This window comes from Leifsonia poae, assembly GCF_050632865.1.
Lineage (GTDB): Bacteria > Actinomycetota > Actinomycetes > Actinomycetales > Microbacteriaceae > Leifsonia > Leifsonia poae_B.
This window is the reverse complement of the sequence record NZ_JBODSA010000001.1, coordinates 273,107-296,440: the sequence shown is the minus strand read 5'-3', so window position 1 is coordinate 296,440 and position 23,334 is coordinate 273,107. Positions and strand designations below refer to the sequence as shown.

Annotated in this window: 17 protein-coding genes and 2 pseudogenes; 8 read left to right on the top strand and 11 right to left on the bottom strand. The window is 69.9% G+C overall.

Going from position 1 to position 23,334, the window contains the following annotated elements; all coding sequences use genetic code 11:
* From ACRAWB_RS01355 to ACRAWB_RS01345, 3 genes are read right to left on the bottom strand one after another with little or no spacing between them, the layout of a single operon-like run.
* Positions 1–1,500 carry an ABC transporter substrate-binding protein gene (locus tag ACRAWB_RS01355; protein WP_431351717.1) on the bottom strand — a complete coding sequence of 500 codons (1,500 nt, stop codon included), beginning with the start codon at positions 1,498–1,500 and terminating at the stop codon, positions 1–3.
* A 58-nt stretch (positions 1,501–1,558) separates the two neighbouring features.
* Positions 1,559–2,314 (bottom strand): DUF1684 domain-containing protein, encoded by a 756-nt coding sequence (locus ACRAWB_RS01350; RefSeq protein ID WP_431351716.1) that lies wholly within the window; start codon positions 2,312–2,314, stop codon positions 1,559–1,561.
* Positions 2,315–2,350: 36 nt separating this feature from the next.
* Entirely contained in the window at positions 2,351–2,782 is a 432-nt protein-coding gene (locus ACRAWB_RS01345; RefSeq protein ID WP_431351715.1) for a hypothetical protein, read from the bottom strand.
* 225 nt (positions 2,783–3,007) lie between these two features.
* Between ACRAWB_RS01345 and ACRAWB_RS01340 the strand changes: the two genes are divergently transcribed.
* Entirely contained in the window at positions 3,008–3,256 is a 249-nt protein-coding gene (locus tag ACRAWB_RS01340; RefSeq protein ID WP_018190103.1) for a WhiB family transcriptional regulator, read from the top strand.
* Positions 3,257–3,402: 146 nt separating this feature from the next.
* Here the strand turns inward: ACRAWB_RS01340 and ACRAWB_RS01335 are convergent.
* A pseudogene (locus ACRAWB_RS01335) lies at positions 3,403–4,895 on the bottom strand (sensor histidine kinase).
* A 158-nt stretch (positions 4,896–5,053) separates the two neighbouring features.
* Here ACRAWB_RS01335 and ACRAWB_RS01330 point away from each other — a divergent pair.
* Entirely contained in the window at positions 5,054–5,500 is a 447-nt protein-coding gene (locus ACRAWB_RS01330) for an Rv3235 family protein (RefSeq protein ID WP_431351714.1), read from the top strand.
* An 83-nt stretch (positions 5,501–5,583) separates the two neighbouring features.
* Here the strand turns inward: ACRAWB_RS01330 and secA are convergent, their stop codons facing one another.
* Together secA and ACRAWB_RS01320 are read right to left on the bottom strand one after the other, a co-directional pair.
* Positions 5,584–8,391: a preprotein translocase subunit SecA gene (secA, locus tag ACRAWB_RS01325; RefSeq protein ID WP_431351713.1), complete on the bottom strand. Its 2,808-nt coding sequence runs from the start codon at positions 8,389–8,391 to the stop codon at positions 5,584–5,586.
* Positions 8,392–8,552: 161 nt separating this feature from the next.
* Positions 8,553–10,814: a transglycosylase domain-containing protein gene (locus ACRAWB_RS01320; protein ID WP_431351712.1), complete on the bottom strand. Its 2,262-nt coding sequence runs from the start codon at positions 10,812–10,814 to the stop codon at positions 8,553–8,555.
* A gap of 165 nt (positions 10,815–10,979) precedes the next feature.
* On the opposite strand from ACRAWB_RS01320, the pseudogene bla reads away from it, so the two are divergent.
* Positions 10,980–11,902: pseudogene (gene bla / locus ACRAWB_RS01315) on the top strand (class A beta-lactamase).
* A 71-nt stretch (positions 11,903–11,973) separates the two neighbouring features.
* Here bla and hpf read toward each other — a convergent pair.
* The 5 genes from hpf to mtrA all read right to left on the bottom strand — a co-directional run bounded on the left by hpf (position 11,974) and on the right by mtrA (position 17,643).
* Positions 11,974–12,675 carry a ribosome hibernation-promoting factor, HPF/YfiA family gene (gene hpf, locus ACRAWB_RS01310; RefSeq protein ID WP_431351711.1) on the bottom strand — a complete coding sequence of 234 codons (702 nt, stop codon included), beginning with the start codon at positions 12,673–12,675 and terminating at the stop codon, positions 11,974–11,976.
* The gene (locus tag ACRAWB_RS01305; RefSeq protein WP_431351710.1) at positions 12,635–13,498 is read right to left on the bottom strand and encodes a ComF family protein; all 864 of its coding nucleotides are present in this window, start codon (positions 13,496–13,498) and stop codon (positions 12,635–12,637) included. The genes hpf and ACRAWB_RS01305 overlap by 41 nt, the downstream gene beginning before the upstream one ends.
* A gap of 87 nt (positions 13,499–13,585) precedes the next feature.
* A complete protein-coding gene (locus tag ACRAWB_RS01300; protein WP_431351709.1) occupies positions 13,586–15,292 on the bottom strand; it encodes an LpqB family beta-propeller domain-containing protein in 1,707 nt (568 codons plus the stop codon).
* Positions 15,289–16,944 carry an MtrAB system histidine kinase MtrB gene (gene mtrB / locus ACRAWB_RS01295; protein WP_431351708.1) on the bottom strand — a complete coding sequence of 552 codons (1,656 nt, stop codon included), beginning with the start codon at positions 16,942–16,944 and terminating at the stop codon, positions 15,289–15,291. Before mtrB ends, ACRAWB_RS01300 begins: the two co-directional genes overlap by 4 nt.
* A gap of 15 nt (positions 16,945–16,959) precedes the next feature.
* Entirely contained in the window at positions 16,960–17,643 is a 684-nt protein-coding gene (gene mtrA, locus ACRAWB_RS01290; RefSeq protein WP_431351707.1) for an MtrAB system response regulator MtrA, read from the bottom strand.
* A gap of 184 nt (positions 17,644–17,827) precedes the next feature.
* Here mtrA and ACRAWB_RS01285 point away from each other — a divergent pair, with 184 nt between their 5' ends.
* From ACRAWB_RS01285 to ACRAWB_RS01265, 5 genes are read left to right on the top strand one after another with little or no spacing between them, the layout of a single operon-like run.
* Positions 17,828–19,039, top strand: coding sequence for a hypothetical protein (locus ACRAWB_RS01285; protein WP_431351706.1), 1,212 nt, complete (start codon positions 17,828–17,830; stop codon positions 19,037–19,039).
* Positions 19,024–19,683: a DUF4129 domain-containing protein gene (locus tag ACRAWB_RS01280; RefSeq protein WP_431351705.1), complete on the top strand. Its 660-nt coding sequence runs from the start codon at positions 19,024–19,026 to the stop codon at positions 19,681–19,683. The genes ACRAWB_RS01285 and ACRAWB_RS01280 overlap by 16 nt, the downstream gene beginning before the upstream one ends.
* The gene (locus ACRAWB_RS01275) at positions 19,680–20,963 is read left to right on the top strand and encodes a DUF4350 domain-containing protein (RefSeq protein WP_431351704.1); all 1,284 of its coding nucleotides are present in this window, start codon (positions 19,680–19,682) and stop codon (positions 20,961–20,963) included. The genes ACRAWB_RS01280 and ACRAWB_RS01275 overlap by 4 nt, the downstream gene beginning before the upstream one ends.
* A complete protein-coding gene (locus ACRAWB_RS01270; RefSeq protein WP_431351703.1) occupies positions 20,960–21,970 on the top strand; it encodes an AAA family ATPase in 1,011 nt (336 codons plus the stop codon). The genes ACRAWB_RS01275 and ACRAWB_RS01270 overlap by 4 nt, the downstream gene beginning before the upstream one ends.
* Before the next feature lie 9 nt (positions 21,971–21,979).
* Positions 21,980–23,320 (top strand): DUF58 domain-containing protein, encoded by a 1,341-nt coding sequence (locus tag ACRAWB_RS01265; protein ID WP_431351702.1) that lies wholly within the window; start codon positions 21,980–21,982, stop codon positions 23,318–23,320.
* The last annotated feature ends 14 nt before the right edge of the window (positions 23,321–23,334 follow it).

Genomic DNA, 23,334 nt, shown 5'->3' with positions numbered 1-23,334 from the left:
TTACTTCTTGACGATGTCGTAGGCGAAGAACTGCGAGTTCAGGCCGTTCACCGGGTAACCGGTGACGTTGCTGTCGGCCACGACGATCTGCGGATAGAGGTACAGCCAGGCGCTGGCCGCATCCTTCGCGATCTGCTCGTTGACCTGCTTCAGCTTCGCCGTCTGCTCCGCCGTGGTGGTGGCCTGCTCGGCCTCGTCCACCCACTTCGTCACCTGCGGGTTGTCGTAGCCCCAGTAGAAGTCGGGGTTGCCGTACCAGACCACGTCACGGTCGTTGACGTGCTCCTGCAGCGTCGCCGTGAAGTCGTGGTTCTTGAACACCTTCGTGTACCACTCGTCGGCCGAGATGGAGTTGATGTTCACCGTGATGCCGACCTTGGCGAGCTCGCTCTTCAGGAACTCCGCCACCGCGGGGTGCGGGTCGTAGGTCGGGGTGTCCAGCGTGAAGGTGAAGCCGTTCGCGAAACCGGCCTCGGCCAGCTCTTTCTTGGCCAGGTTGACGTCGTACGGGTTCACCTTGGTGAGGTCTTCGTACCAGGGGTCGCTCGGCGGCACCATCGAGCCGATCAGCGTGCCGTAGTCGCCCCAGATGGAGTTCAGCAGCTTCTTGGTGTCGATGGCCGAGTAGACCGCCTTGCGCACCTCGGTGTTGTTGAAGGGCGCGACCTTGTCGTTGAACGCCAGGAGCTCCTTGGTCGTCGACTTGCCGTCGGAGATCGTGTAGTCCTTGTTGTCCTTGAAGGTGCCCAGGGCGTCCGGGCTCTGGATGCTCGTCACGATGTCGACCTGCTTGGTCGTCAGGGCGTTGGACAGGGCGGACGCGTCGGTGAAGTAGTCGAACTCCACCTCCTTGTTCTTGGCCTTGTCGCCCCAGTAGCCGCTCCAGCGCTCGAGGCTGAGCGAGCTGCCGCGCTTCCAGGTGCCCAGCGTGTACGGGCCGGTGCCGTCCTCGGCGGTCTTGTAGTTCTTCGTGCCGGGGCCGTAGATCCAGACGTAGCTGAGGTTGTAGGGCAGCGAGATGGAACGCGACTTCAGCGTGATCTTCACGGTCTTGTCGTCGGGCGTCGCGATGTCGGAGATGACGGCCAGTTGCGACTTGCGGGCGGACTGCGAGTCGTCGGCCGTGACGCGCTCGATGCTGCGCTTCACGTCGGCGCTGGTGAGCGCCTTGCCGGAGTGGAACTTCACGCCGTCGCGCAGCGTGAACGTGTAGGTCAGGCCGTCCTCGCTGGTCGTGTACTTCGTGGCGAGCAGCGGCTCGACCTTGCCGTCGTCGGTGAGCTTGAACAGGCCCTCGTAGACGTTGCCGTTCAGCGCCTCGGTGACGCCCTGGCCGCCGCCGGCGGTGTTGTCGAGGTTGACCGGCTCATAGAGCGAGCCGATCGCGATGGAGGCTTCGCCGCCGCCCGCGGAGGACGACGAGCCGCCCGCGCAGCCGGCCAGCGCCAGGGCGGCGGTGACACCGACGGCGAGCGTCGCGAACAGGGTGGACTTTCTCACGGGTTCTCCAGTGCTGTGGGGGTGCTGTGGGGTGTGAAGGGGTGATGCGTGGAGCGGGTCAGTGCTGGAAGGCTGCGTCGAAGATGACGCGCTTCTCCCCTGCAGTGACCGCGACGGGGAAGCGGTTGTTGCGCGGCGGCAGCGGACAGTTGTACTGGTCCGAGAAACCGCACGGCGGGACGAACGCGCGGTTGAAGTCGAGCACGGCGCGGTCGCCGTCGAGCTGGACGAACAGGAAGCGTCCGGAGGCGTACGTGCCGTCGTCGCCCTCGGCCCCGTTGCTCGGGTCGCCGAAGACGAGGAGCAGGGTGCCGCCGTCGTCGAAGGCGCTCAGCGTGTACTCGACGCCGTCGCGCTCGAAGCGGATGTCGCCCGGGACGACGAGGTCGCGGGTGAGGCCGTTGTCCCGGATGTGCTCGAACGGGATGGTGCGATCGTCCGCGACGGGTGTGAACGTCGCCTCGATGACCCAGCTCGGGTCGAACGGGAAGACCTCGATCCCCTGGAAGGCGCGGATGGCCGGCGATGCGGCGTCCCAGAGGCGGATGCCGCGCTCGGTCTCGCCGGTCTCCAGGCTGGTGCGGCTGAGCTCGGTCGCCGCGACGGTGTCCGAGTGCCCGGCCCGCGCCTCCTCGAGGGTGGTCTCGTCGCCGGCGGGGAGCCAGCGGGTCTCGATCAGCGCGAGATTGCCGGTGGGCGAGGTCACGCCGCGGAGGCGGCTCTCGCGCCAGGCGTCCCAGCCCTCGCGGGCGCTGTCGACGGTCTCAGGGGAAGCGGAGGTCTGTGTGGAGATATCGGTCACGATGTCGGACATAACCATCCGAGTCTGCGGCTTGTTCCCGGTCCCGGTCTATTCGTGTTGCTCCGTGTTGCGACCGGTGGCGCGCACGACCGCCGGGGTGATCGCGAGGACGCCGGCGACGACGGCCGGAACCAGGAGTGCCCAGCCGAGATCGGGACGCGCGAACAGGCCTTGGAAGCACCCCACCGCGACGGCCAGCTGGAGGATCTGGATGGTGAGCGCCGACGCGCGCGCCCAGCTGCGGCGGCGGAGAAGGCCCACGAAAGTGGCGATGGCCCAGGCTGCGGCGAGAAAGCCGAGGATCGTGATCGCGACCGCCGACGGGTACGACTCGGGCCGCTGGGTGAGCAGTTCGATGAGCAGCCACACGGCCACGCCGGTGACCAGCAGGGCCTCCAGACCCACGATCACGGCGAGCACCAGAAGCAGCGCGGGGCGGGCCGGCGCGGTGGGCGCGGGGGCGTTCTGAGGGTCGAGCACTATAGCATCCTGACGTTTCCGGCTCGTGTTCTCAGCGTTATCCCATACAAAACTATTGATTCGGGATAAGCGCTATGGGAGCATATTCAGCGGTCGAGTTAACGCTCACAGGGTCGTGGGCAGGTCTGATTCCCCACGGATCTATGCACCCTGTAGCTCGACTGCTTACCTGCATTCTATGGTCCCCTCGGGCCAGAGACCCCAGTAAACAAGGAGCACATCTTCATGGATTGGCGCGACAAAGCCGCCTGCCTCACCGCAGACCCCGAGCTCTTCTTCCCGGTGGGAAACACCGGGCCCGCGGTGGACCAGATCGACAAGGCCAAGGCGGTCTGCGCGCGTTGCACCGTGACCGAGATCTGCCTGCAGTACGCCCTCGAGACCGGTCAGGATTCGGGCGTCTGGGGCGGTCTCTCCGAGGATGAGCGCCGCGCCCTCAAGCGCCGCGCCGCCCGGGCCCGCCGCGCCTCCTGAGGCCGGCTGCACAGCACCACACCGTCGGCGCGGACCCGAATTCCGCGCGTACGACAACGCCGAGGCGGCGCTCACACACCTAGCACTGAGCGCCCCTCGGCTTTTCTGTGCCCGCTGCGGCCCGCGCCCCTGACGCCCGGGTGGCGTCAGAGCTTGGCGAGGTAGCGCAGCGGGATCTCGATGGTCACCTCGGTGCCCTGGCCCATCAGCGTGTGCCAGTCGATCGCTCCGCCGAGCTCGCCCTGGATCAGCGTCCGCACGATCTGCGTGCCCAGACCCGAGCCCACCTTGCCCTCCGGGAGCCCGGAGCCGTTGTCGACGACCTTCACCGTGAGCGAGTCGTCCGACCGCTTGGCGATGATCTCGACCTGGCCCTCCCGGCCGGCGAGGCCGTGCTCGACGGCATTGGTGACGAGCTCGGTGAGCGCCAGCGCGAGCGGGGTGGCGTACTCCGACGGCAGCTGGCCGAACTTGCCCGTCTTCTTGGGGTGGACGGTCGTGGTGTGGCTGGCCGCGACCTCGGCCACGAGCAGCAGCACCCGGTCGAACACGTCGTCGAAGTCGACGATCTGGGCGAGGCCGGTGGATAGGGTGTCGTGCACCACCGCGATAGCGGCCACGCGGCGCATCGCTTGGCTGAGGGCTTCGCGCGCCTCCTCCGAGTGCGTGCGTCGCGCCTGGATGCGCAGCAGCGACGCCACGGTCTGGAGGTTGTTCTTGACGCGGTGGTGGATCTCGCGGATCGTCGCATCCTTTGTGATGAGCTCGCGCTCCTGGTGGCGCTGCTCGGAGACATCGCGGCACAGGACGATCGCGCCGACGCGCTCCCCGCGGTTGCGGATCGGGATGGCCCGCAGGGATACGGTGACGCCCCGCGCCTCGATGTCGGTGCGCCAGGGGCGCGGCCGGTGACGACGAGCGGAAGGGACTCGTCGGTCGTGATCGTGCCGGTCAGCAGGCCGGTCGTCACCGCCGCCAGGGACTCGCCCTCGAGTTCGTCGGTGAAGCCCATGCGGTTGAACGCGCTGAGCGCGTTCGGGCTGGCGAAGGTCGTGATGCCGTCCACATCGAGGCGGATGAGGCCGTCAGCCGCTCGAGGGGCGCCGCGGCGTGGAGCGGCAGGAGCGCCGAGGTCGGGGAAGTCGCCCGTCGCGATCATGTTGAAGAGGTCGTTGGCGCACTCGTTGAAGGTGAGCTCCTGGCGGCTCGGCGTGCGGGCCTCGCTCAGATTTGTGTGGCGCGTGATGACGGCCACGGGCTCGTCTGCGGTCTCGGGCGAGTGGACCGAGAGCCGGCGGATGACGGGGACGGCGCGGACGCGGGTGGGCGTCTCCTCGAACCAGTCCGGCGCCGACGTGTCGATGATCTGCTTGGACGAGTAGGCGTCGGTGACCTGCTGCCGCCACTCGGGCTTGATGCGCTGGCCGACGAAGTCTCGGTAGAAGAGCGTCGCCGCGGACGACGGACGCGCGTGCGCGACGGCTACGAAGTCGTCGTCGGCGGTCGGGACCCACAGGACGATGTCGGCGAAGGCGAGGTCGGCGAGCAGCTGCCAGTCCCCCACCAGCCCGTGCAGCCACTCGACATCGGCCTCCGAGGAGCGGCCGTGGGCATGGACGAGATCACTGAGCGTCGACACCACCCCATCCTAAGCGGCGTCCGCTGACCGCTTCCCGCGGTTCTCCACAGGGCACATATGCCCTGGACCGACCCGGCGCTCCCCTGCTTGAGTGAGGCATCGGACATATCACAGGTCCAGTAGAACATGGACCACCGACACTCGTAATTGGAAGACTCATGCACCACCTCGCACTCGCCCCCGCACTCGCCCCCACCATGACCCTCGTGGCCCCGGAGACCCCCACCCGGCAGGCCGTCCCGCCGATCCGCGCCTGGGACCTCAGCGACCCCGACCCCGGCACGCTGTGCTCCAACCTCGCCCGCTGCGTGATCGAAATCCTCGCCGGCGCCAGACCGCTCGACCAGATCAGCCCGTGGGTCAGCGACGCGGTCTACGTCCACCTGCTGCGCCGGACGGTGCTAGCGGCGCGAGCCCGCGCCCTGTCGTCTGAGGATGCACTGCGACCCCGCATGCGGATCGGCGACCCGCGCCTGAGCCGGCCGTCGGACGGGGTGGTGGAGGCGGTGGTGCTGGTGCATCAGCAGGGCCGCTCGCGCGCTGTCGCGATGCGCTTGGAGCGGCACCGTGCCCGGTGGCGCGCGACCACCATCAACGTGCTGTGACCCGGAGGACGGCGGAACGACGAACGGCGGCCCCAAGGGGCCGCCGTCGTCGTGTCGTCTGAGCGCGCGCTCAGCGCCGCGGGCTAGCGCTTCTTGGCCTGGGCGCGGCGCTCTGCGCGGTTCGAGGGCGCGTCGTCGGCCGACTCCTCCACGCGCTGCCCGAAGGCGCCGCGCTGCGTCGCTCCCTGCGCCGGGGCCGCGGGCGCGGCCTGCTGCTGCTGCTGGGCGCGCTGCGCGCGGGCCGTCGCGGCCTGCTCGACCTGGCCGCGCTGGTTGCGCACCTCCACGCCGCCCTGCTCGGCCGGCGCGGAGTAGCTGAGCGCGGTGTCGCCCTCGCCGCGGGTGAGGCCCTTGGCGGCGACGGCGGGCTGCTCCACCTCGCCGGGGGCCTGATTGACCTCCACCTCCAGGTTGAACAGGAAGCCGATGGTCTCCTCGCGGATCGCGCCCATCATCTGCTGGAACATCGCGAAGCCCTCGCGCTGGTACTCGACCAGCGGGTCGCGCTGCGCCATGGCGCGCAGGCCGATGCCGTCCTTCAGGTAGTCCATCTCGTAGAGGTGGTCGCGCCAGCGTCGGTCGATCACCGACAGGACCACGCGGCGCTCCAGCTCGCGCATCGCGGGCGAACCCAGCGACTCCTCGCGGCGCTGGTAGGCGATCTTGGCGTCGGAGAGGATTTCGCGGCGCATGAAGTCGCGGTTGATCCGGCCCTTGTTGCCCGCCTCCGCGATGACCTCGTCGATGCTGACGCTGACCGGGTACAGCGTCTTGAGCTCGGCCCAGAGCGCGTCGAAATCCCAGTCGTCTCCGCTGCCCTCGCCGGTGTGCTGGTCGAGGATGTCGTCGATGACGTCGGTGAGGAACTGCTGCACGCGCTCGTGCAGGTCGTCGCCCTCGAGGATGTGGCGGCGGTCGCTGTAGATCGCCTCACGCTGCCGGTTGAGGACGTCGTCGTACTTGAGCACGTTCTTGCGGATCTCGGCGTTGCGCGCCTCGACCTGCGACTGGGCGCTGCGGATGGCGCGGCTGACGACCTTGGACTCGATGGCCATGTCGTCGGGGACGCTGCTGCGGCCCATCAGGCTCTCGGCGGCGCCCGCGTTGAACAGACGCATCAGATCGTCGGTCAGCGACAGGTAGAAGCGGCTCTCGCCCGGGTCGCCCTGACGGCCGGACCGTCCGCGCAACTGGTTGTCGATGCGGCGCGACTCGTGGCGCTCGGTGCCGAGCACGTAGAGACCGCCGGCCGCGATGACCTTCTCGGCCTCTTCGGCGACCTGCGCCTTGACGTTCTCGAAGACCTCTTCCCACGCGGCCTCGTACTCGTCGGGCGTCTCGACCGGCGACAGACCGCGGGCGTTCATCTCGGCGACCGCGATGAACTCGGAGTTGCCGCCGAGCATGATGTCGGTTCCACGGCCGGCCATGTTGGTGGCCACCGTGACCGCGCCGAGGCGGCCCGCCTGGGCGACGATCGCCGCCTCACGGGCGTGGTTCTTCGCGTTCAGAACCTCGTGGCGCACGCCCTTCTTGGCGAGCAAGCGCGACAGGTACTCGCTCTTCTCGACCGAGGTGGTGCCGACCAGGACAGGCTGGCCCTTCTCGTGCCGCTTGGCGATGTCTTCGACGACCTGGTCGAACTTCGCCTTCTCGTTCTTGTAGACGAGATCGGACTGGTCGATGCGCTGCATCGGCTTGTTGGTGGGAATGGGGACGACGCCGAGCTTGTAGGTGCTCATGAACTCGGCCGCCTCGGTCTCGGCGGTACCGGTCATGCCGGACAGCTTCTTGTAGAGGCGGAAGTAGTTCTGCAGCGTGACCGTTGCGAGGGTCTGGTTCTCGGCCTTGACCTCGACCCCCTCCTTCGCCTCGATCGCCTGGTGGATGCCCTCGTTGTAGCGACGGCCGACCAGGATGCGGCCGGTGTGCTCGTCGACGATCAGCACCTCTCCGTTCATCACGACGTAGTCCTTGTCGCGCTTGAACAGGGCGTTGGCCTTGATCGCGTTGTTGAGGAACGAGATCAGCGGAGTGTTCGCCGACTCGTAGAGGTTGTCGATGCCGAGGTAGTCCTCGACCTTCTCGATGCCGGGCTCGAGCACGCCGACGGTGCGCTTCTTCTCGTCCACCTCGTAGTCGACCTCGGGGGTGAGGCGCTTGGCGAGATTCGCGAACTCGTTGAACCATCGGTTGGCCTCGCCGGACGACGGGCCCGAGATGATGAGCGGCGTGCGGGCCTCGTCGATGAGGATCGAGTCGACCTCGTCGACGATCGCGAAGAAGTGGCCGCGCTGCACCATGTCGCTCGCCTGCCACGCCATGTTGTCGCGCAGGTAGTCGAAGCCGAACTCGTTGTTCGTGCCGTAGGTGATGTCGGCCGCGTACATCTCGCGGCGCTCCTCCGGCGTCTGGCCGGCGAGGATCACGCCGGTCGACATGCCCAGGGCGCGGAAGACGCGTCCCATGAGCTCCGACTGGTAGCTCGCCAGGTAGTCGTTCACCGTGACGACGTGCACGCCGCGGCTGGCGATCGCGTTCAGGTACGCGGCGGTCGTCGCGACCAGGGTCTTGCCCTCACCGGTCTTCATCTCGGCGATGTTGCCGAGGTGGAGGGCGGCGCCACCCATGATCTGCACGTCGAAGTGCCGCATCCCGAGCGTGCGCTTGGCCGCCTCGCGGACCGCCGCGAACGCCTCCGGCAGGAGGTCGTCGAGCGATTCGCCGTTGCCGTAGCGCTCGCGCAGCTCGACCGTCTCGTGCGCGAGCTCTTCGTCGGTGAGTTCGCTGAAGTCGTCTTCGAGGGCGTTGACCGCTTTCGCGTACGCCTCCAGCCGACGGAGGGTTCGGCCCTCGCCGACACGAAGGACCTTTTCAAGAACTGAGGCCACTGATGCACTCCACTTTTGCTCGGTTCGGGCCCATGACCCGGCGCCCCGGCGGGCGCGCGTCGACGGCAGACTCCACCGACGCTAGGGACATGCTACTTGTTCAGCCCTCGCGTTCGGCAGGCGATGCCTGAGAGGGCGCCGAGTGCCGGCTCGAGGACATCTCATCGTCCCCGCGTCGGGACGGGGCTCGCGGTGCGTCCACGAACCTCGGAGGGGACGGGACCCGGCGTGCCGGTCGGGGTGGGGCTCGGAGTCGGCGTGGGGGTCGGGGTCTCCGTCTCCGCCGACGGCTCAGGAGCCGGCTCGCGCAGTGCCGGCGGCTCCGGGAAGTCGTCGCCGCCGTACTTGTCGACGGCCGCGCTCATCATCGTGCGCATCACGGCGACCCGCGCGGCGGCCGGAGAGGTGCCGTGCGTCGGGTAGACCCGGCGGAAGTCGACGTGACCTTGGACGTTGCCCACCCAGTACGCGCCGGCGACCTTGGTCGTCGCCGCCACCAGCCAGAGGTGATCGTTGTACTCGGTCGTTCCGGTCTTCCCGAGCATGTCCGTGCCGGTCCGGTTCATCCCGGACGCCGTGCCCCCGCTCTGCAGTGGGCCCTGCAGCGCCTTGGCCATCGTGCGGGCGACGGACGGGGTGACCGACTGGACGCAGCGGCTCGCCGGCGGTTTCACCTCCGTGCCGTTCGCGTCCAGAATCCGGTCGATGGCGATCGGCGAGCACGTGAGCCCGTCATTGGCGATGCCGGCGAACGCCGTCGCCATGGTCAGCGGCGCGATGTAGTTGGTGCCGAGGACGGCCGACGGGTTCGTGTCGAGCGGTTCGCCCTTCGCCGTGTGGACTCCGAAGTCCTCCGCGGTCCGACGGATCTCGCACAGGTCCAGTTCGCTGGCCATCCGGACGAAGGCGGTGTTGATGGACAGCGTCGTCGCGCTCTTCGCGCTACGGATGCCCTCCTCGCCCGGTGCATCGTTGACGGGGCGGTAGCTCCCGGACCAGTCGCCATCGCAGCTGTTGCGGAAGCTGGTGTACGTGCGGATGTTGGCGTTGACCGGTTCTCGAAGCGTATGACCTTGCTTGAGCCATTCGGCCAGGGTGAACACCTTGTACGTCGATCCCACCTGGAAGCCGCCCGAACCGCCGTACTTCTGGTCGGTGGCGTAATTGATGGAGGTGTATTCCGGATCCGCCAGCACCTCAGGGTCCTGGCTGTATCTCTTGTTCTGCGCCATGTACAGGACACGGCCCGTGCCGGGCTGCACGCCGGTGAGCACGCCGCCGATGTCGGCACGGTCGTACGATCGAGGCACGTACGACTGGATGGTCTGCTCCGCCACCTGCTGGAGCTGGAGGTCGAGGCTGGTGTAGATCTTGTAGCCGCCGCGGTTGAGGTTGGAGGCGCGGGTGTCCTTGTCGGCGCCGAAGGCGGGGTCGTTGAGGATGGTCTTCTGCACGTAGTCGCAGAAGTACGCCGACCCGCCCGCGGTCTGGCAGCCGCGCTCCGACCGGGTGATCACCGGCTGGATCGGCGTCTTGACCGCCTCCTGGTACTGCGCCTTGGTGAGCTTCTTGTACTGGTACATCTTGCCCAGGATGTAGTCCCGGCGCTCTTTGTTCTTCGCGTACCCGTTCGCGGCACCGTTGCTCTTGGACTCCGGGTCGTCGATCTTCAGACTGGTCGGCTCGTTCACGATCGCGATCAGGCTGGCCGCCTGCGCCGGCGTCAACGCAGCCGCGCTGGTGTTGTAGTAGTACTTCGCCGCCGCCTCGATGCCGTACACCGAACCGCCGAACCCGGCGATGTTCAGATACCCGACCAGGATCTGGTCCTTGCTGTACTTCTTCTCCACACCGATCGCGTACTTCATCTCCTTGACCTTGCGGTCCGGGGAGACACCGGTGGAGTCGGTCACGCACTCCTGATACTTGGCCTTCTGCTCCTTCGTCTTCACCGGGAGCGCTTCGCACTTCTGCAGCAGCACGTTCTTCACATACTGCTGAGTGATCGAAGAACCACCCTGCACCCCACCACCCGCGACCGTCGAGAGCACACCGCGGACGGTGCCCTGGATGTCGACACCACCGTGGCTGTAGAAGCGCGGGTCCTCACCGGCGATCGCCGCATCCTTGACAGCTACCGAGATCGCTCTGGAAGGGACCGGGAGGCGGTTCTGGGAGTAGAAGGTCGCCAGGGGGACATCCTGGTCGCCGTTCTTCGCGTAGATCGTGGTCGGCTGAGCGAGTTGATCGACGTTCAGGTACTCCGGAAGACCGTCGAACAAGCCGATGCCGCTGCTGGTCGCGAGCCCGGTCATCGCGATCGCCGGGGTGACGGCGACGGTGACCAGAAGACCGGCCACCACGCTCAGGCCGACGAAGCCGGCGAAGGCCCCTCCCGCCCGGCCCGCTCTCTTCCGATCCACCGTATCCTCCAGGTCTGTAACACGAGGTTTCAGGTTCAGGGAGAGTCGTCCGCCACGCCAAGACGGGGATGGCCGCAATAGCCGCCTCTGCCCGGTTCGAGTCAGGGCGGCATGACATGCTGTGGAGTCCTGCCGGGATTCGATCCGCAGAAAGGCCCTTCTCCCATGCCGACCGCCCGCATCCGCGCGACCGCCCTCGGTCTCGCTCTCGCGGCGCTGCTCACCGGCTGCACGCAACCCTCAGGAGCAGTGCCGCAGGAGCCTTCGGCCTCGACCACGACCCAGACCTCGGAGTCACGACAGACCGAGACGTCCGACCGGGCGTTCCGCGGTCTCGAGCAGCGGTACCAGGCGACCCTGGGTGTGTACGCCGTGGATACGGGCAGCGGGCGCGACATCGCCTTCCGCGCGGACGAGCGCTTCGCGTATGCGTCGACGTCCAAGGCGCTGCTGGCGGGAGCGGTGCTCGCGACGGCCACGGATGCCGAGTTGGAGGCCACTGTGCGGTACTCGGCCGACGAGCTGGTGACCTACTCCCCGTCACGGAGAAGCACGTGGCCGACGGTCTTCCATTGCGCGAGGTGATCGCCGCCGCTCTCCAGAAGAGCGACAACACGGCCGCGAATCTCCTTTTCCGTCGGCTCGGCGGACCTGCCGAGCTCGAGAAGAGGCTGCGAGCCCTCGGCGACACGGTCACCGAAGTGGACCGGACGGAGCCCGACCTCAACCAGGCGATCCCGGGTGACCACCGCGACACGAGCACGCCGCGCGCACTTGCCGCGGATCTGCGGTCGTTCACCTTAGGGAGTGCTCTGTCGGAGAAGAACCGCGCGATCCTTCTGGAGGACATGACGGGCAACGCGACCGGCGACCCACTCATCCGCGCCGGCGTGCCGAACGACTGGGCGGTCTCCGACAAGTCCGGAGCCGCGTCCTACGGCACCCGCAACGACATCGCGGTGGTGACGCCTCCCGGCCGGGCGCCGATCGTGATGGTGGTCTTTTCACGCAAGACCGATCCCGAGGCGAAATACGACAACGCCCTCATCGCCGACGCCGCACGGGTAGTGGTGAGGGCCTTCGACTGACCCACGGCCCGGCACGAGAGCGCCGATGGCGACCGCCGCCCGGGCGGCCGCCATCGGCACGGGATCGCGACTCAGCCGAGTTTGCGCGCCGCGGTGGCGACCTCCTGCAGCTCTTCGGCCTCCTCGTCGAGCGAGATCACGCCGTAGTCCCACCCCTTGCGGCGGTAGACGACGCTCGGACGCTGGGTCTCCTGGTCGACGAACAGATAGAAGTCGTGGCCGACGAGCTCCATGTAGTAGAGCGCGTCGTCGACGGTCATGGGGATGGACGCGAAGACCTTCTTGCGGATGACGACAGGGCAGTACTCCTCCTCCGTCTCCGCGGTCTCCGCCACGTCATCGGATGCGGCCGGCGTTGCGCCGGTGCGGACCTGGTCGAGCACGGCGACCGGAGCCGCCGCCAGACCGACCGCGCTGAAGCCGTCGGTGCTGGCCTCGCGCAGCGAGGTCGGCCGGTGCTGTCCGCGGTGGACCTTGCGGCGATCCTTCGCGCGGCGCACTCTCTCCAAGAGCTTGCCGAGCGCGATGTCGAAGGCCGCGTATTTGTCCTGGCCCGTCGCCTCGGATCTCACCACCGCCCTGGGCCCGACGAGAGTGAGCTCCACGCGGTCGTCGCCGCTCGGATTGCCCAGCTTCTCGTTGTGACGACTCACTTTGATCTCGAACGAGATGGCCCGTTCGGCCAGGTGTGCGACCTTCTCCGATTTCTCGGTGGCGTACTCCCGGAAACGATCAGTGATGCCCAGGTTGCGTCCGATGATGTTGATGTCCATGGAGACCTCCCTGATCCGGCGCGATGTCCGCCCGGTTCACGAAGGGCGGATCGCTCGCGCCTTTTCGACTACCGTAGTGCGCCCGCTCCGGAAGCGAAACCGTCGAACCTGACGCATTTCCGGTGCGTCCGCTGGACGCTCGCTGAGCATCGCTCCCACCGCGGAGCGGCGTCCGCGCGATGGCTACCGCACCTGTCACGCGTCCGCCCGCCGCACGGATGGCGCGAGCCGCTTCTGCGATCGTGGCGCCCGAGGTGAGGATGTCGTCGACGATCAGGCAGTCCCGTCCCGAAAGGCGCGGAGACGCCCGCATGCTCCCTGCCCGGTTGTCCGATCGGTCCACCGCCGACAGCCCGGCCTGGTCGGCCGTCTGCCGCGCCAGGCGCAGCGCCTTCCAGAGCGGCGGCACCAGCATGTGCGCCCGGGCCAGCACCGACCCGGTCGGATGGTAGCCGCGGGCGCGCCAGGCCGCCCGGGTGGATGGGACCAGGACCGGGAGGAGGGCGGTGCCGTCGCTCGACCGGAGGGACGTCCGCTGCGCCTCGGCGATCGCCGCGCGCAGCACGTGCGCGAGGGCCCGCGCGAGGTCGACCCGTCCCTTGTCCTTGTAGGCGAGCAGCACACGACGGGCCACACCTTCGTACGGGAGCGCCGACCAGACCGGGACGTCGCCGACCGTGTCGAGCCGCAGCACCGGCCGCAGGGCCGCGTCGCACTCGTGGCACAGCGTCCGGTCGGACGTGCCGCAGCCGGCGCAGTGGACGGGCAGCATGATCGCCGCAGCGTCGAGGAGGGATTCACGGATCAGGGTGGTGGTTGTCATGCGTCCAGCCTCGCGGGCGGCATGCCGCCGCGAGCGGGAGCCCGCGAATCGGTGGAGAACCAGTTCAGGACACGTGCTGTGGAGAACTCAGGGCTGACCCTGCTGCACCGCCACCGCGCCGACCTTGTCGAGCTGCGCCTGCCACCCCGTCCCGGTCGGCGCCAGCAGCGTCCCGTCGGCGCTGAGCACGACGTACGGGGCGAGCCCTGCGGCCCCGACGATGGTCCGGCCGCCGGTCGGCCCGGAGGTCGTCGTCTGCGAGCCTCCGACCGTCTGCTGGGCGATGCTGGTCGCCTCCCCGCTCGTCGTGGTGAGCACCGCGATGGTGAGGTCGCTGGTCCACGCCGCCGACCGCGCACCGGCCGACGGCACGGCGAGTTCGACCGGTTCGGTGAGCCCGTTCGGCGCTCCATTCGCGGCTCGGACGATGCCGGACGCCATCAGCGCGTAGCCGGTCGTGGTGCGCAGCAGAGCGGCGAGCCGGGTACCGTCGCGCGACACGGCCAGCGAAAGGATCCCAGTCGCATCCGGCCAGTTCGCGACCAGCCCGTGCGCATCCGCGCCGTTGCCCGCGGTGACCTGGATCGCGCCGGGCGACCCGCCGGGGACCGACCAGACCCACCCGTCCGCGTCCAAGGAGGGTCCGATGAGCCCGGGGCGCCCATCCACGCGGACCGGATCGCCGTTCTTGCGGACGGAGTACACCCCCGCTTGCGAGAGCACTGCGGCCTGATCGCGCGAGGCGCTGAGGGTGACGGCCGTCGGGTGCAGGGCCGCGACCTTGTCGCTGAGTCCGCTCAGCCCCGTCACGGTGTCGCCGTTCACAGGCCCGAAGACGTCGCCGCGGTAGACGTAGGCACGCGAGTCCACCGAGGGGTTCCGGACAGGCGCCGCGTCCGTGCTCAGCGACGGCACCTGCTGAACATTCCCCTCGATCGACAGCTGCACGCTCTGCGCGAGGCTGCCGAGGGACTGCTCCAGCTGGTACTGCATGCGCTGCAGCTGCGCGGAGTCCGCCTGCCCAGCCTCCGAGCTGAGGTCGACGCGCGCGACGCCGCCCTCCGTCGTGACGGACGGCACGGCGAGCTGCGTCCCCTTCGGGAACGAGGTGACGACCGCGCCGTTCAGCCAGGGCGCCGGCCCGGCGAGCACCGAGCTGGCGACCCGGGTCGCGGCGGACGCGACGCGCGCCGGGAACCAGCGCGCGTCCGGCACCAGGTAGGTGTAGCCGGGGCTGTAGAAGTAGAGGTTCTGCTGCGCGTACACCGCGCGGAACGTCGGGTCGTCGATGACGACGCCGTTAGGCGCGACGGAGATGCGCCATTCCCCGTCCTCCCGCACCAGCTGGTAGTTCAGCCCGACCGGCGCGGTGCTGGCCACGGGATGGTAGGAGCCGACGCTGTCGACGTTGGCGACCGGGGTGACGTCGAGGCGCCACAGCGTCCCCTGGTCGTCGTAGGTGCGGTTGCGGCCGTCGTCGACGGTCACCGACTCGTCGGGGTTCCAGTTGGCGGCCATCGCGGTCGTCAGGTACTCGCGAGCGATCTTGAAGTTGTTCTTGGGGCTGGACGCGGCGTCGATGAAGCCCTGCACGATCCGCTGCTGCGACGCGCCCTTCTCAGGTGGCGACGGGTTGAAGTCCAGGTCGAGCGGATCGTTCACCTGCGCGACAGGGGCTCCCTGGCGCACCGGGCCGGAGTCGGGGATGCTCGCGCAGGCGGCGAGCGCCAGCAGCGTCAGCGTGACGACGGCGGCGAGCGCGGCGCGGACGCGCAGGGGACGACGACGGATCATGCGCGGGCCTCGCTTCCGGTGCCGACAGGGCCGGGCAGCGCCTCCGGACCCGATCCGGCAGGCAGGGTCGCCCCGGCGTCCACCGGGGGCAGTGGCAGCGGTGACGCGGTGATCTCGCGTCCGGTCACGCGCGGCAGCGTCAGGCGGAAGCACGAGCCCTGCCCGGGCGCCGACCACACCTGCAGCCATCCGGAGTGCAGGGTCGCGTCCTCGAGCGAGATCGCGAGCCCCAGTCCGGTGCCGCCGAGCGTGCGCTTGCGGGACGGGTCGGCGCGCCAGAAGCGATCGAAGACGTGGGCCATGTCCTGCGGGTTCATGCCGATCCCGTAGTCGCGCACGGTCAGCGCGACAGCGGTCTCGTTGCTGTCGACCGTGACGACGACCGGGCGGCCCTCTCCGTGTTCGATCGCGTTTCCGATGAGGTTGCGGACCACGCGGCGGATGCGGCGCGGGTCCATCGGCACGTCGAAGTAACCGCCGGGCGCGTCAAGGGTGAGCTCGGAGCCGTTCTGCTCCGACAGGGTCCGCAGCTCGTCGACGCAGTCCTCGGCGAGGCGGACGAGGTTGGTGGGCTCGGCGTCGAGGACCACCGATCCGGCGTCGTAGCGGCTGATCTCGAGGAGGTCCGAGAGCAGCCGATCGAACCGCTCGATCTGCGTGTGGAGCAGTTCGGCGGTGCGGGCGGTCGCAGGTGCGAAGCCCTCCCGCTGGTCGTAGATCACGTCGCCGGCCAGCCGGATGGTCGTGAGCGGCGTCCGGAGCTCGTGCGACACGTCCGACACGAACCGCTGCTGCAGTTGCGACAGGGTGGCCAGCTGGTTGATCTGGCTCTGCAGGCTGTCCGCCATCCCGTTGAACGAGCGCGCGAGGGAGGCGAACACGTCCTCGCCCTTCTCCGGGATGCGCACGGCGAGGTCGCCCGCGGCCAGCCGCTCACTGGTCTGCGCGGCGACGCGGATGGGCTCCACGACGAAGCGCACGATCACCCAGGTGATGGCGCCGATGAGCAGGATGAGAGCGAGCCCGGCGAGCAGCAGCGTGTTCTGCACGAAGAGCAGCGTGTTCTCGGAGTCGCGCAGGTTGTAGCCGATGTACAGCTCGTACTTGCCGTACGAGGGCAGCGTCAGCTGTGAGCCGACGACGATGCCCGGGTCGGTGTCGCCACCGACGGCCGGGAGGGCGACGGACTGGTAGAACTGCTTGGTCCCGCCGGTCTGCACCTTCTCGCGCAGCTCGGGCGAGATGACCGAGTTCATGGCGGGGCTGCCGCGGTCGGGAGGAGCGAGCACGCCGGTGTCCTGGCCGGGCACGCGGTAGGCGGCGACCAGACGGCTGGAGGTGGACGCCTGAACGCTCTGCAGCACGGTGTTGAGCAGGTTCTTCCCGGCGTCGCCGGTGGAGACGTCGGAGGCGTTCAGCGTCGACTGGGCAGTCGTGGTGGCGCGGCTGGAGTCGCGCAACGCCTGGTCGAGCCGCGACTGGTAGAGGTCGTTGCTGATGCTGAGCGCCATGTAGACGCCGGTGACGAGGATGGCGACGCCGGTCAGGAGGAGCGTGATGGCGACGGTGCGCAGCTGCAGCGAGCTGCGCCACAGGCGCGCCAGACGGGACGGCGCCTGCCGCCACATCTCCTGCGTCGGCCACCAGCGCATTCAGGCCTCCGAACGCTAGACGGCCGCGCCGGCGCGGTAGCCGACCCCGCGCACGGTCATGACGATCTTCGGGTTGTCCGGGTCCTGCTCCACCTTGGCGCGCAGGCGCTGCACGTGGACGTTCACGAGCCGGGTGTCGGCCTTGTAGTGGTAGCCCCAGACCTGCTCCAGCAGCATCTCGCGGGTGAACACCTGCTGCGGCTTGGACGCGAGCGCGAGCAGGAGGTCGAACTCCAGCGGCGTGAGGGCGATGCGCGTGTCCCCACGGCGCACCTCGTGGCCGGCGACGTCGACGACGAGGTCGCCGACGGTCAGCTCGTCGGCGGGCGGTGCGGCCGGGCCCGGGCGGAGGCGGGTGCGGATACGAGCCACGAGCTCCTTGGGGTTGAACGGCTTGACCATGTAGTCGTCGGCGCCGGACTCGAGGCCCTTCACCACGTCGGCGGTGTCGGACTTGGCGGTGAGCATGATGATCGGGGTGCCGGATTCGGCGCGGATGCGGCCGCACACCTCGATGCCGTCCATGCCGGGCAGCATGAGGTCGAGCAGGACGAGATCGGGCTTCGCCGACCGGAAGGTGTCCACTGCGAGCGACCCGTCTTCGCAGAAGACCGGGTCGAAGCCCTCGGTGCGCAGCACGATGCCGATCATCTCCGCAAGCGCGGTGTCGTCGTCGACCACCAGGATGCGACTAGTCATGTGGGACGTTCCCCGAACCCTCCTCGAGCGGCCGGAGCCGCGGACAACATGACCAGCGTAATGGAGCAGTCCTGATACCGGCTTGAATGAATGCATCACGTGCCCTGTGGATGGGACATCGCTCGCGAGGCCGATGTGCCAGCATGGGACCAACGCACGACGCGCGGGGACGGAAGGGCACGGCGTGACCGACGAACAGAACTGGCAGGCGCCGGGTGCCGGGCAGCCGCAGCCGCCGCAGTACGGGCAGCCGCCGCAGTACGGGCAGCAGCCGCAGTACGGGCCGTACCCGGGGTACGGCCAGCCCGGACCGCAACCCGGCTGGACGCCGCCGCCCAAGCCGGGGCTGATCCCGCTGCGCCCGCTCACGCTTGGGCCGCTGCTCGCCGCGCCGTTCCAGGCGTTGCGGCGCAATCCGCGCATCACCGTGGGCGCAGCTCTGCTGCTGCAGGGCATCCCGGCGATCGTGGCCAGCATCCTCATCGCGGGCGCCGTCGCCCTGCTCGCCGGACGCATCGCGAACGGGGACGTCGCCGATCAGCCGACCCTGCAGGCCGGAGCCGTCGGCGGCATCATCGTGCTCGGCGTGCTCTCGTTGCTGATCACGACGGTGTTCAGCGCGCTGCTGCAGGGAGTGATCGTCGGCGAGGTGGCGCGCGAGACCCTGGGCGAGAAGCTGACCTTCCGTTCCCTCTGGCACCTCGTGCGCGGCCGCATCGGCGCCCTGATCGGATGGACGTTCCTGCTGGGCCTGGCGTGGTTCGTCGCGCTGGCGCTGGTCGTCACCGTGGTCGTCGTCCTGGCGATGCTCGGCGGGACCGCGGGCGTGATCGGCGCCGTGGCGGCCGGAATCGTCGGCGGGTTCGGTCTCGCCGCCCTCGCCATCTGGATCAACACCAAGCTCGCCATGGTGCCGTCCGCCATCGTGCTGGAGCGGCTGTCGCTCACCGCCGCGGTGGCCCGGTCGTGGCGGCTCACCGACAACTACTTCTGGCGGACCTTCGGCATCATCGCGCTCGTCTGGCTGATCGTCTACGCGGTCACGCAGACCATCAGCATCCCGTTCGGCCTCATCGGCGGCTTCCTCGGCGGGGTGCTCGCGCCGACGTCGGCGAGTTCGGCGGACCCGCTGTCCCAGGTGCTGGTCACGCAGCTCAGCGTCAACGTGCTCGCGAGTATCGTGACGTCGATCGTGGGGGCCATCGGCAGCGTCATTCAGAACGCCGCCGTCGCGCTGCTCTACCTCGACCTCCGGATGCGCAAGGAAGGCCTCGACCTCGAGCTGGTGCGGTTCGTGGAGGCGCGCGAGACCGGGCAGGAGCTGCCCGACCCGTACCTGCCGCCCGCCGAGCGCGCACAGCCGCCCGCCGCGGCTCCCGGGTGGCCGGCCGGCTGATCGTGTTCCGTGTCGACGTCCCGGTGGACCCGAGCTCGCCGGAAGCCCAGCAGTGGCTGCGCGACGAGCTCGCGCGCCCGCAGTACCAGGCGGCCAAGCCGACCTGGTTCGACCTGGCGTCGAAGGCCGTACAGGACTGGCTGGCGTCCCTCTTCCAGGGACCCGGTGGGAACGCCGGACCGGTGCTGCTGCTCGTCGTGGTCCTGATCGTCGCCGGGCTCATCGTGGTCGCCTTCTTCGTGTTCGGGCGCCCGCGGGTCAATCGCCGGTCCGCGTTGGAGCGTCGGTCGCTGTTCGGCGACGACGACGCCCGCAGCGCCGCCGACTTGCGCGCGGCGGCCGAACGCGCGGCCCGCGCGGGCGACTGGGTGGTCGCCGTCGAAGAGCAGTTCCGTGCGATCGCGGTGTCGCTCGACGAGCGCACGCTCGTGCGGGTGAGTCCGGGAACGACCGCGACGGAGTTCGCCCAGCGCGCCGCGGAGGTCGCGCTGGACGAGCGCGAGGCGCTGCGGACCGCGGCTCGCGCGTTCGACGACGTCCGCTACCTCGACCGCCCCGGCACCGAGGGCGCCTACCAGCAGCTGGTGGCTCTGGATCAGCGCCTGCAGCGGGTGCGCGTTCCGGCGACGACGGTGACATCGTGACCGCCCCGGCACCCGCGCGCGAGCGGGATGCGACCGAGTCCGCTCCCGCGCTCTCCCCCACGGTGCGCCAGACCGCGCGACGGGCCGTGCCATGGATCGTGCTGGCGGCCATCGCGGTCGTCATCGCGCTGTTCGGCATCCTGTTGACCGGCGGCCGTGCCGGCGAGGGCACGCCCGTCGATTCGGCGAACGCCGCGCCGGCGGGAGCGGAGGCGGTCGCTCAGGTGCTGAAGGCTCATGGGGTGACGGTCAGCCCCGTCACCACTCTGGCCGACGCCACGGCGGCGGCCGCAGATGACGCGACCGTGCTCGTCTACGACCCGCAGGGCAACCTGTCCTCCACGGGATACCGGTCGCTGGCGGCCGACGGACGCACCATCGTCCTGGTCGAGCCCGGATTCGCCGCCCTGCGAGCCGTCGCGTCCGACGTCACCGCGGCCGGCGCACCGCGCGGCGCCGTCAGCGCGGGCTGCGACGTCAGCGCCGCCGAGCGGGCCGAGCGCATCGACCCGCGCAGCACCCCTAATACAGAGGAGCACATCCACCCCGGCACGTTCCGCGTCGCGGGCGACGGCGTCTCCTGCTTCACGGACGCGGACGGGCGCACGTCCCTCGTGCGCACGACGTTCGACGATTCGACCCTGTACCTGTTGGGTTCCGCCGCCGTGCTCACGAACGACGGCGTGGAGCGCGAGGGGAACGCGGCGCTGGCGCTCAACCTGCTGGGCGGTCACCCCACGCTGGTGTGGTACCTGCCGTCGGTCGACGACCGCCCGGTCACCGGACCGCCGGACATCGCGGCGCTCACCCCGGGCTGGGTCACGCCGGTGATGCTGCTGTTGGTGGTCGTCTTCATCGCCGCCGCGATCTGGCGGGGGCGCCGGTTCGGGCCGCTCGTCGTCGAGAACCTGCCGGTGGTGGTCCGGGCCGGAGAGACCCGGGAGGGGCGGGCCCGGCTCTACCAGCGTTCCTCGGCCCGGCTGCGCGCCGCCGACGCACTGCGTGTGGGGACCGTCGGGCGCCTCTCCGCGATCGTCGGGCTGCCCGCCGCCGCGACGACGGTGGAAGTCGCCGACGCCGTGGCGGCACTGCTCCGCGCCGACAGGATGCGCGTTCGCGACATCCTGGTCGACCGGATCCCCGCCACCGACCACGACCTGCTCCGGCTCTCGGACGACCTCGCGGAGCTCGAACGCGCCGCCGCCGACGCCGTCTCACCGACCGCCCCGCCGCCGACCTCCCCGCCCGACTCGGGCCCGACCGGAAGAATGAGCGAATGACCGACGTCACCACGGGGGCCGAGTTCCCCGCTGCCTCCCCCGGCGCCTCCGCCGATGCCGCCCAGCTGCGCTCCGCCCTCGCCGGGGTGCGCACCGAGGTCGGCAAGGCGGTCGTCGGGCAGGACGGCGCGGTCACCGGGCTCATCATCGCGCTGCTCGCGCGAGGCCACGTCCTCCTGGAGGGCGTGCCGGGCGTGGCGAAGACGCTCCTCGTACGGTCGCTCAGCCACGCCCTCAGCCTCGACACCAAGCGCGTGCAGTTCACGCCCGACCTGATGCCGGGCGACGTGACCGGCTCGCTCGTGTACGACGCCCAGACCGGCGGCTTCGTGTTCCGTGAGGGACCTGTGTTCACGAACATCCTGCTGGCCGACGAGATCAACCGGACGCCTCCGAAGACCCAGTCGGCGCTGCTGGAGGCGATGGAGGAACGCCAGGTCAGCGTGGACGGTGTGAGCCGCCGCCTCCCCGATCCGTTCATCGTCGCGGCGACCCAGAACCCCATCGAGTACGAGGGCACCTACGCGCTGCCCGAGGCCCAGTTGGACCGCTTCCTGCTCAAGCTGACCCTGGATGTGCCCGAGCGCGACACCGAGGTGGAGGTGCTGCGGCGCCACGCGGCCGGGTTCAACCCGCGCGACCTGGCGGCCGCGGGCGTGACCCCGGTGCTCGGGTCCGCGCAGCTGGCCGCCGCGCGAGCGTCGGCGGCGGCCGTCGGCGCCAACGCGGACGTGCTGGCCTACATCGTCGACCTCGCCAGGGCCACCCGGCGCAGCCCGTCGGTGAAGCTGGGCGTGAGCCCGCGCGGGACGACCGCGCTGCTCGCGGCTGCGAAGGCCTGGGCGTGGCTGTCCGGCTACGACTCGATCACCCCGGACCACGTGCAAGCGATGCTGCTGCCGGTCTGGCGCCACCGTATCCAGCTGCGGCCGGAGGCGGAGCTGGAGGGCGTGGGCGCCGATGCGATCCTGCAGTCGATCGTCCAGCAGGTCCAGGTCCCGATCTAGGCGCGCGACGTGACGGTATCCGGACGCTTCGTCGCCCTGCTCGCGCTGGGCGTCGTCCCCGTCGTGCTGCTCGGACTGGGCGGCGGGAGCGGCGCGCCGGCGTACCTCGCGCTGGGCGGATGGCTCGTGCTGTGCGTCGTGCTCGGGGCGATCGACCTGACGGCGGCCGCGTCGCCGCGCGCCGTCCGGCTGGAACGCACGCTCCCGGCGCGCGTGCGTCTCGGCGCGGAGGCCGAGTCGGAGCTGCTGGTGACGAACACGGGCCGGAGGATGCTGCGCGGCATGGTGCGCGACGCCTGGGAGCCGTCCGCCGGCGCCGCGCCGACACGCACGCGTGTGTCGATCCCGGCCGGCGAGCGGCGACGTATCGTCGCCTCGCTGCGCCCGTGGCGGCGCGGCGAGCGCCGCGTCGCCGCCGTCACCGTGCGGTCCTGGGGGCCGCTGCACCTGTGGGCGCGGCAGGCGACGCTGGAGGCGCCGGGGCGCATCCGGGTGCTCCCGCCGTTCACGTCGCGCAAGCACCTGCCCTCGCGGCTCGCTCGCCTGCGCGAGCTCGAGGGGAGCACGACGGTGCTGCTCCGCGGCCAGGGCACCGAGTTCGACTCGCTGCGCGAGTACGTGCGCGGCGACGACGTGCGCTCGATCGACTGGCGAGCGACCGCGCGGCGGCACGACCCGACCGGCGGACGCGGCGCGCGGGTGATGGTCCGCACCTGGCGGCCCGAGCGCGACCGGCGCGTCGTGATCGTGATCGACACGGCCCGCACGTCCGCTGCGCGCGTGGCCGACGAGCCCCGGATCGACACGGCGTTCGAGTCGTCCCTGCTGCTCGCCGCCCTCGCCACGCGTGCCGGCGACCGGGTGGACCTGATCGCCTACGACCGGGTCGTCCGCGGCCGGGTGCAGGGCGCCTCCGGTCCGGAGCTCCTGTCGCGGATGGTCGACGCGATGGCCGGGATCGAGCCGTCCCTCATCGAGATGGACTGGTCGGCGGTGCCGTCGCAGGTGGCGCAGATCACGTCGCAGCGGTCGCTGGTCGTGCTGCTCACCTCGATCGAGTCGCCGGGCGCCTCGCGCGGGCTGCTCTCCGCACTGCCCCAGCTCACGGCCAAGCACCTCGTCGTGGTGGCGAGCGTGACGGATCCGGACACGATCGCGGCCACGGGGGAGCGGCCCAACCGGGAGGCGGTCTACCGCGCGGCGGCCGCCGAGCGTTCGCTGCTCGATGTCAGCCGCGTCACGGCGGCGGTGCGCCGGCTCGGCGGCGACGTGGTGACCGGGGCGCCCGCGGACCTGCCGCCCGCGCTCGCGGACCGGTACCTGGCTCTCAAGGCCGCCGGGCGCCTCTGACGCGCGGCGCCGGA

Excerpts from the sequence above, each read along its gene's own strand:
- mtrB (WP_431351708.1), bottom strand. The coding sequence starts at position 16,944 with ATGCGCTGGTGGCCGACGCAGGAGATGTGGCGGCAGGCGCCGTCCCGT.
- ACRAWB_RS01350 (WP_431351716.1), bottom strand. The coding sequence starts at position 2,314 with ATGTCCGACATCGTGACCGATATCTCCACACAGACCTCCGCTTCCCCT.
- ACRAWB_RS01270 (WP_431351703.1), top strand. The coding sequence starts at position 20,960 with ATGACCGACGTCACCACGGGGGCCGAGTTCCCCGCTGCCTCCCCCGGC.
- mtrA (WP_431351707.1), bottom strand. The coding sequence starts at position 17,643 with ATGACTAGTCGCATCCTGGTGGTCGACGACGACACCGCGCTTGCGGAG.
- ACRAWB_RS01305 (WP_431351710.1), bottom strand. The coding sequence starts at position 13,498 with ATGACAACCACCACCCTGATCCGTGAATCCCTCCTCGACGCTGCGGCG.
- ACRAWB_RS01340 (WP_018190103.1), top strand. The coding sequence starts at position 3,008 with ATGGATTGGCGCGACAAAGCCGCCTGCCTCACCGCAGACCCCGAGCTC.
- hpf (WP_431351711.1), bottom strand. The coding sequence starts at position 12,675 with ATGGACATCAACATCATCGGACGCAACCTGGGCATCACTGATCGTTTC.
- ACRAWB_RS01330 (WP_431351714.1), top strand. The coding sequence starts at position 5,054 with ATGCACCACCTCGCACTCGCCCCCGCACTCGCCCCCACCATGACCCTC.
- ACRAWB_RS01300 (WP_431351709.1), bottom strand. The coding sequence starts at position 15,292 with ATGATCCGTCGTCGTCCCCTGCGCGTCCGCGCCGCGCTCGCCGCCGTC.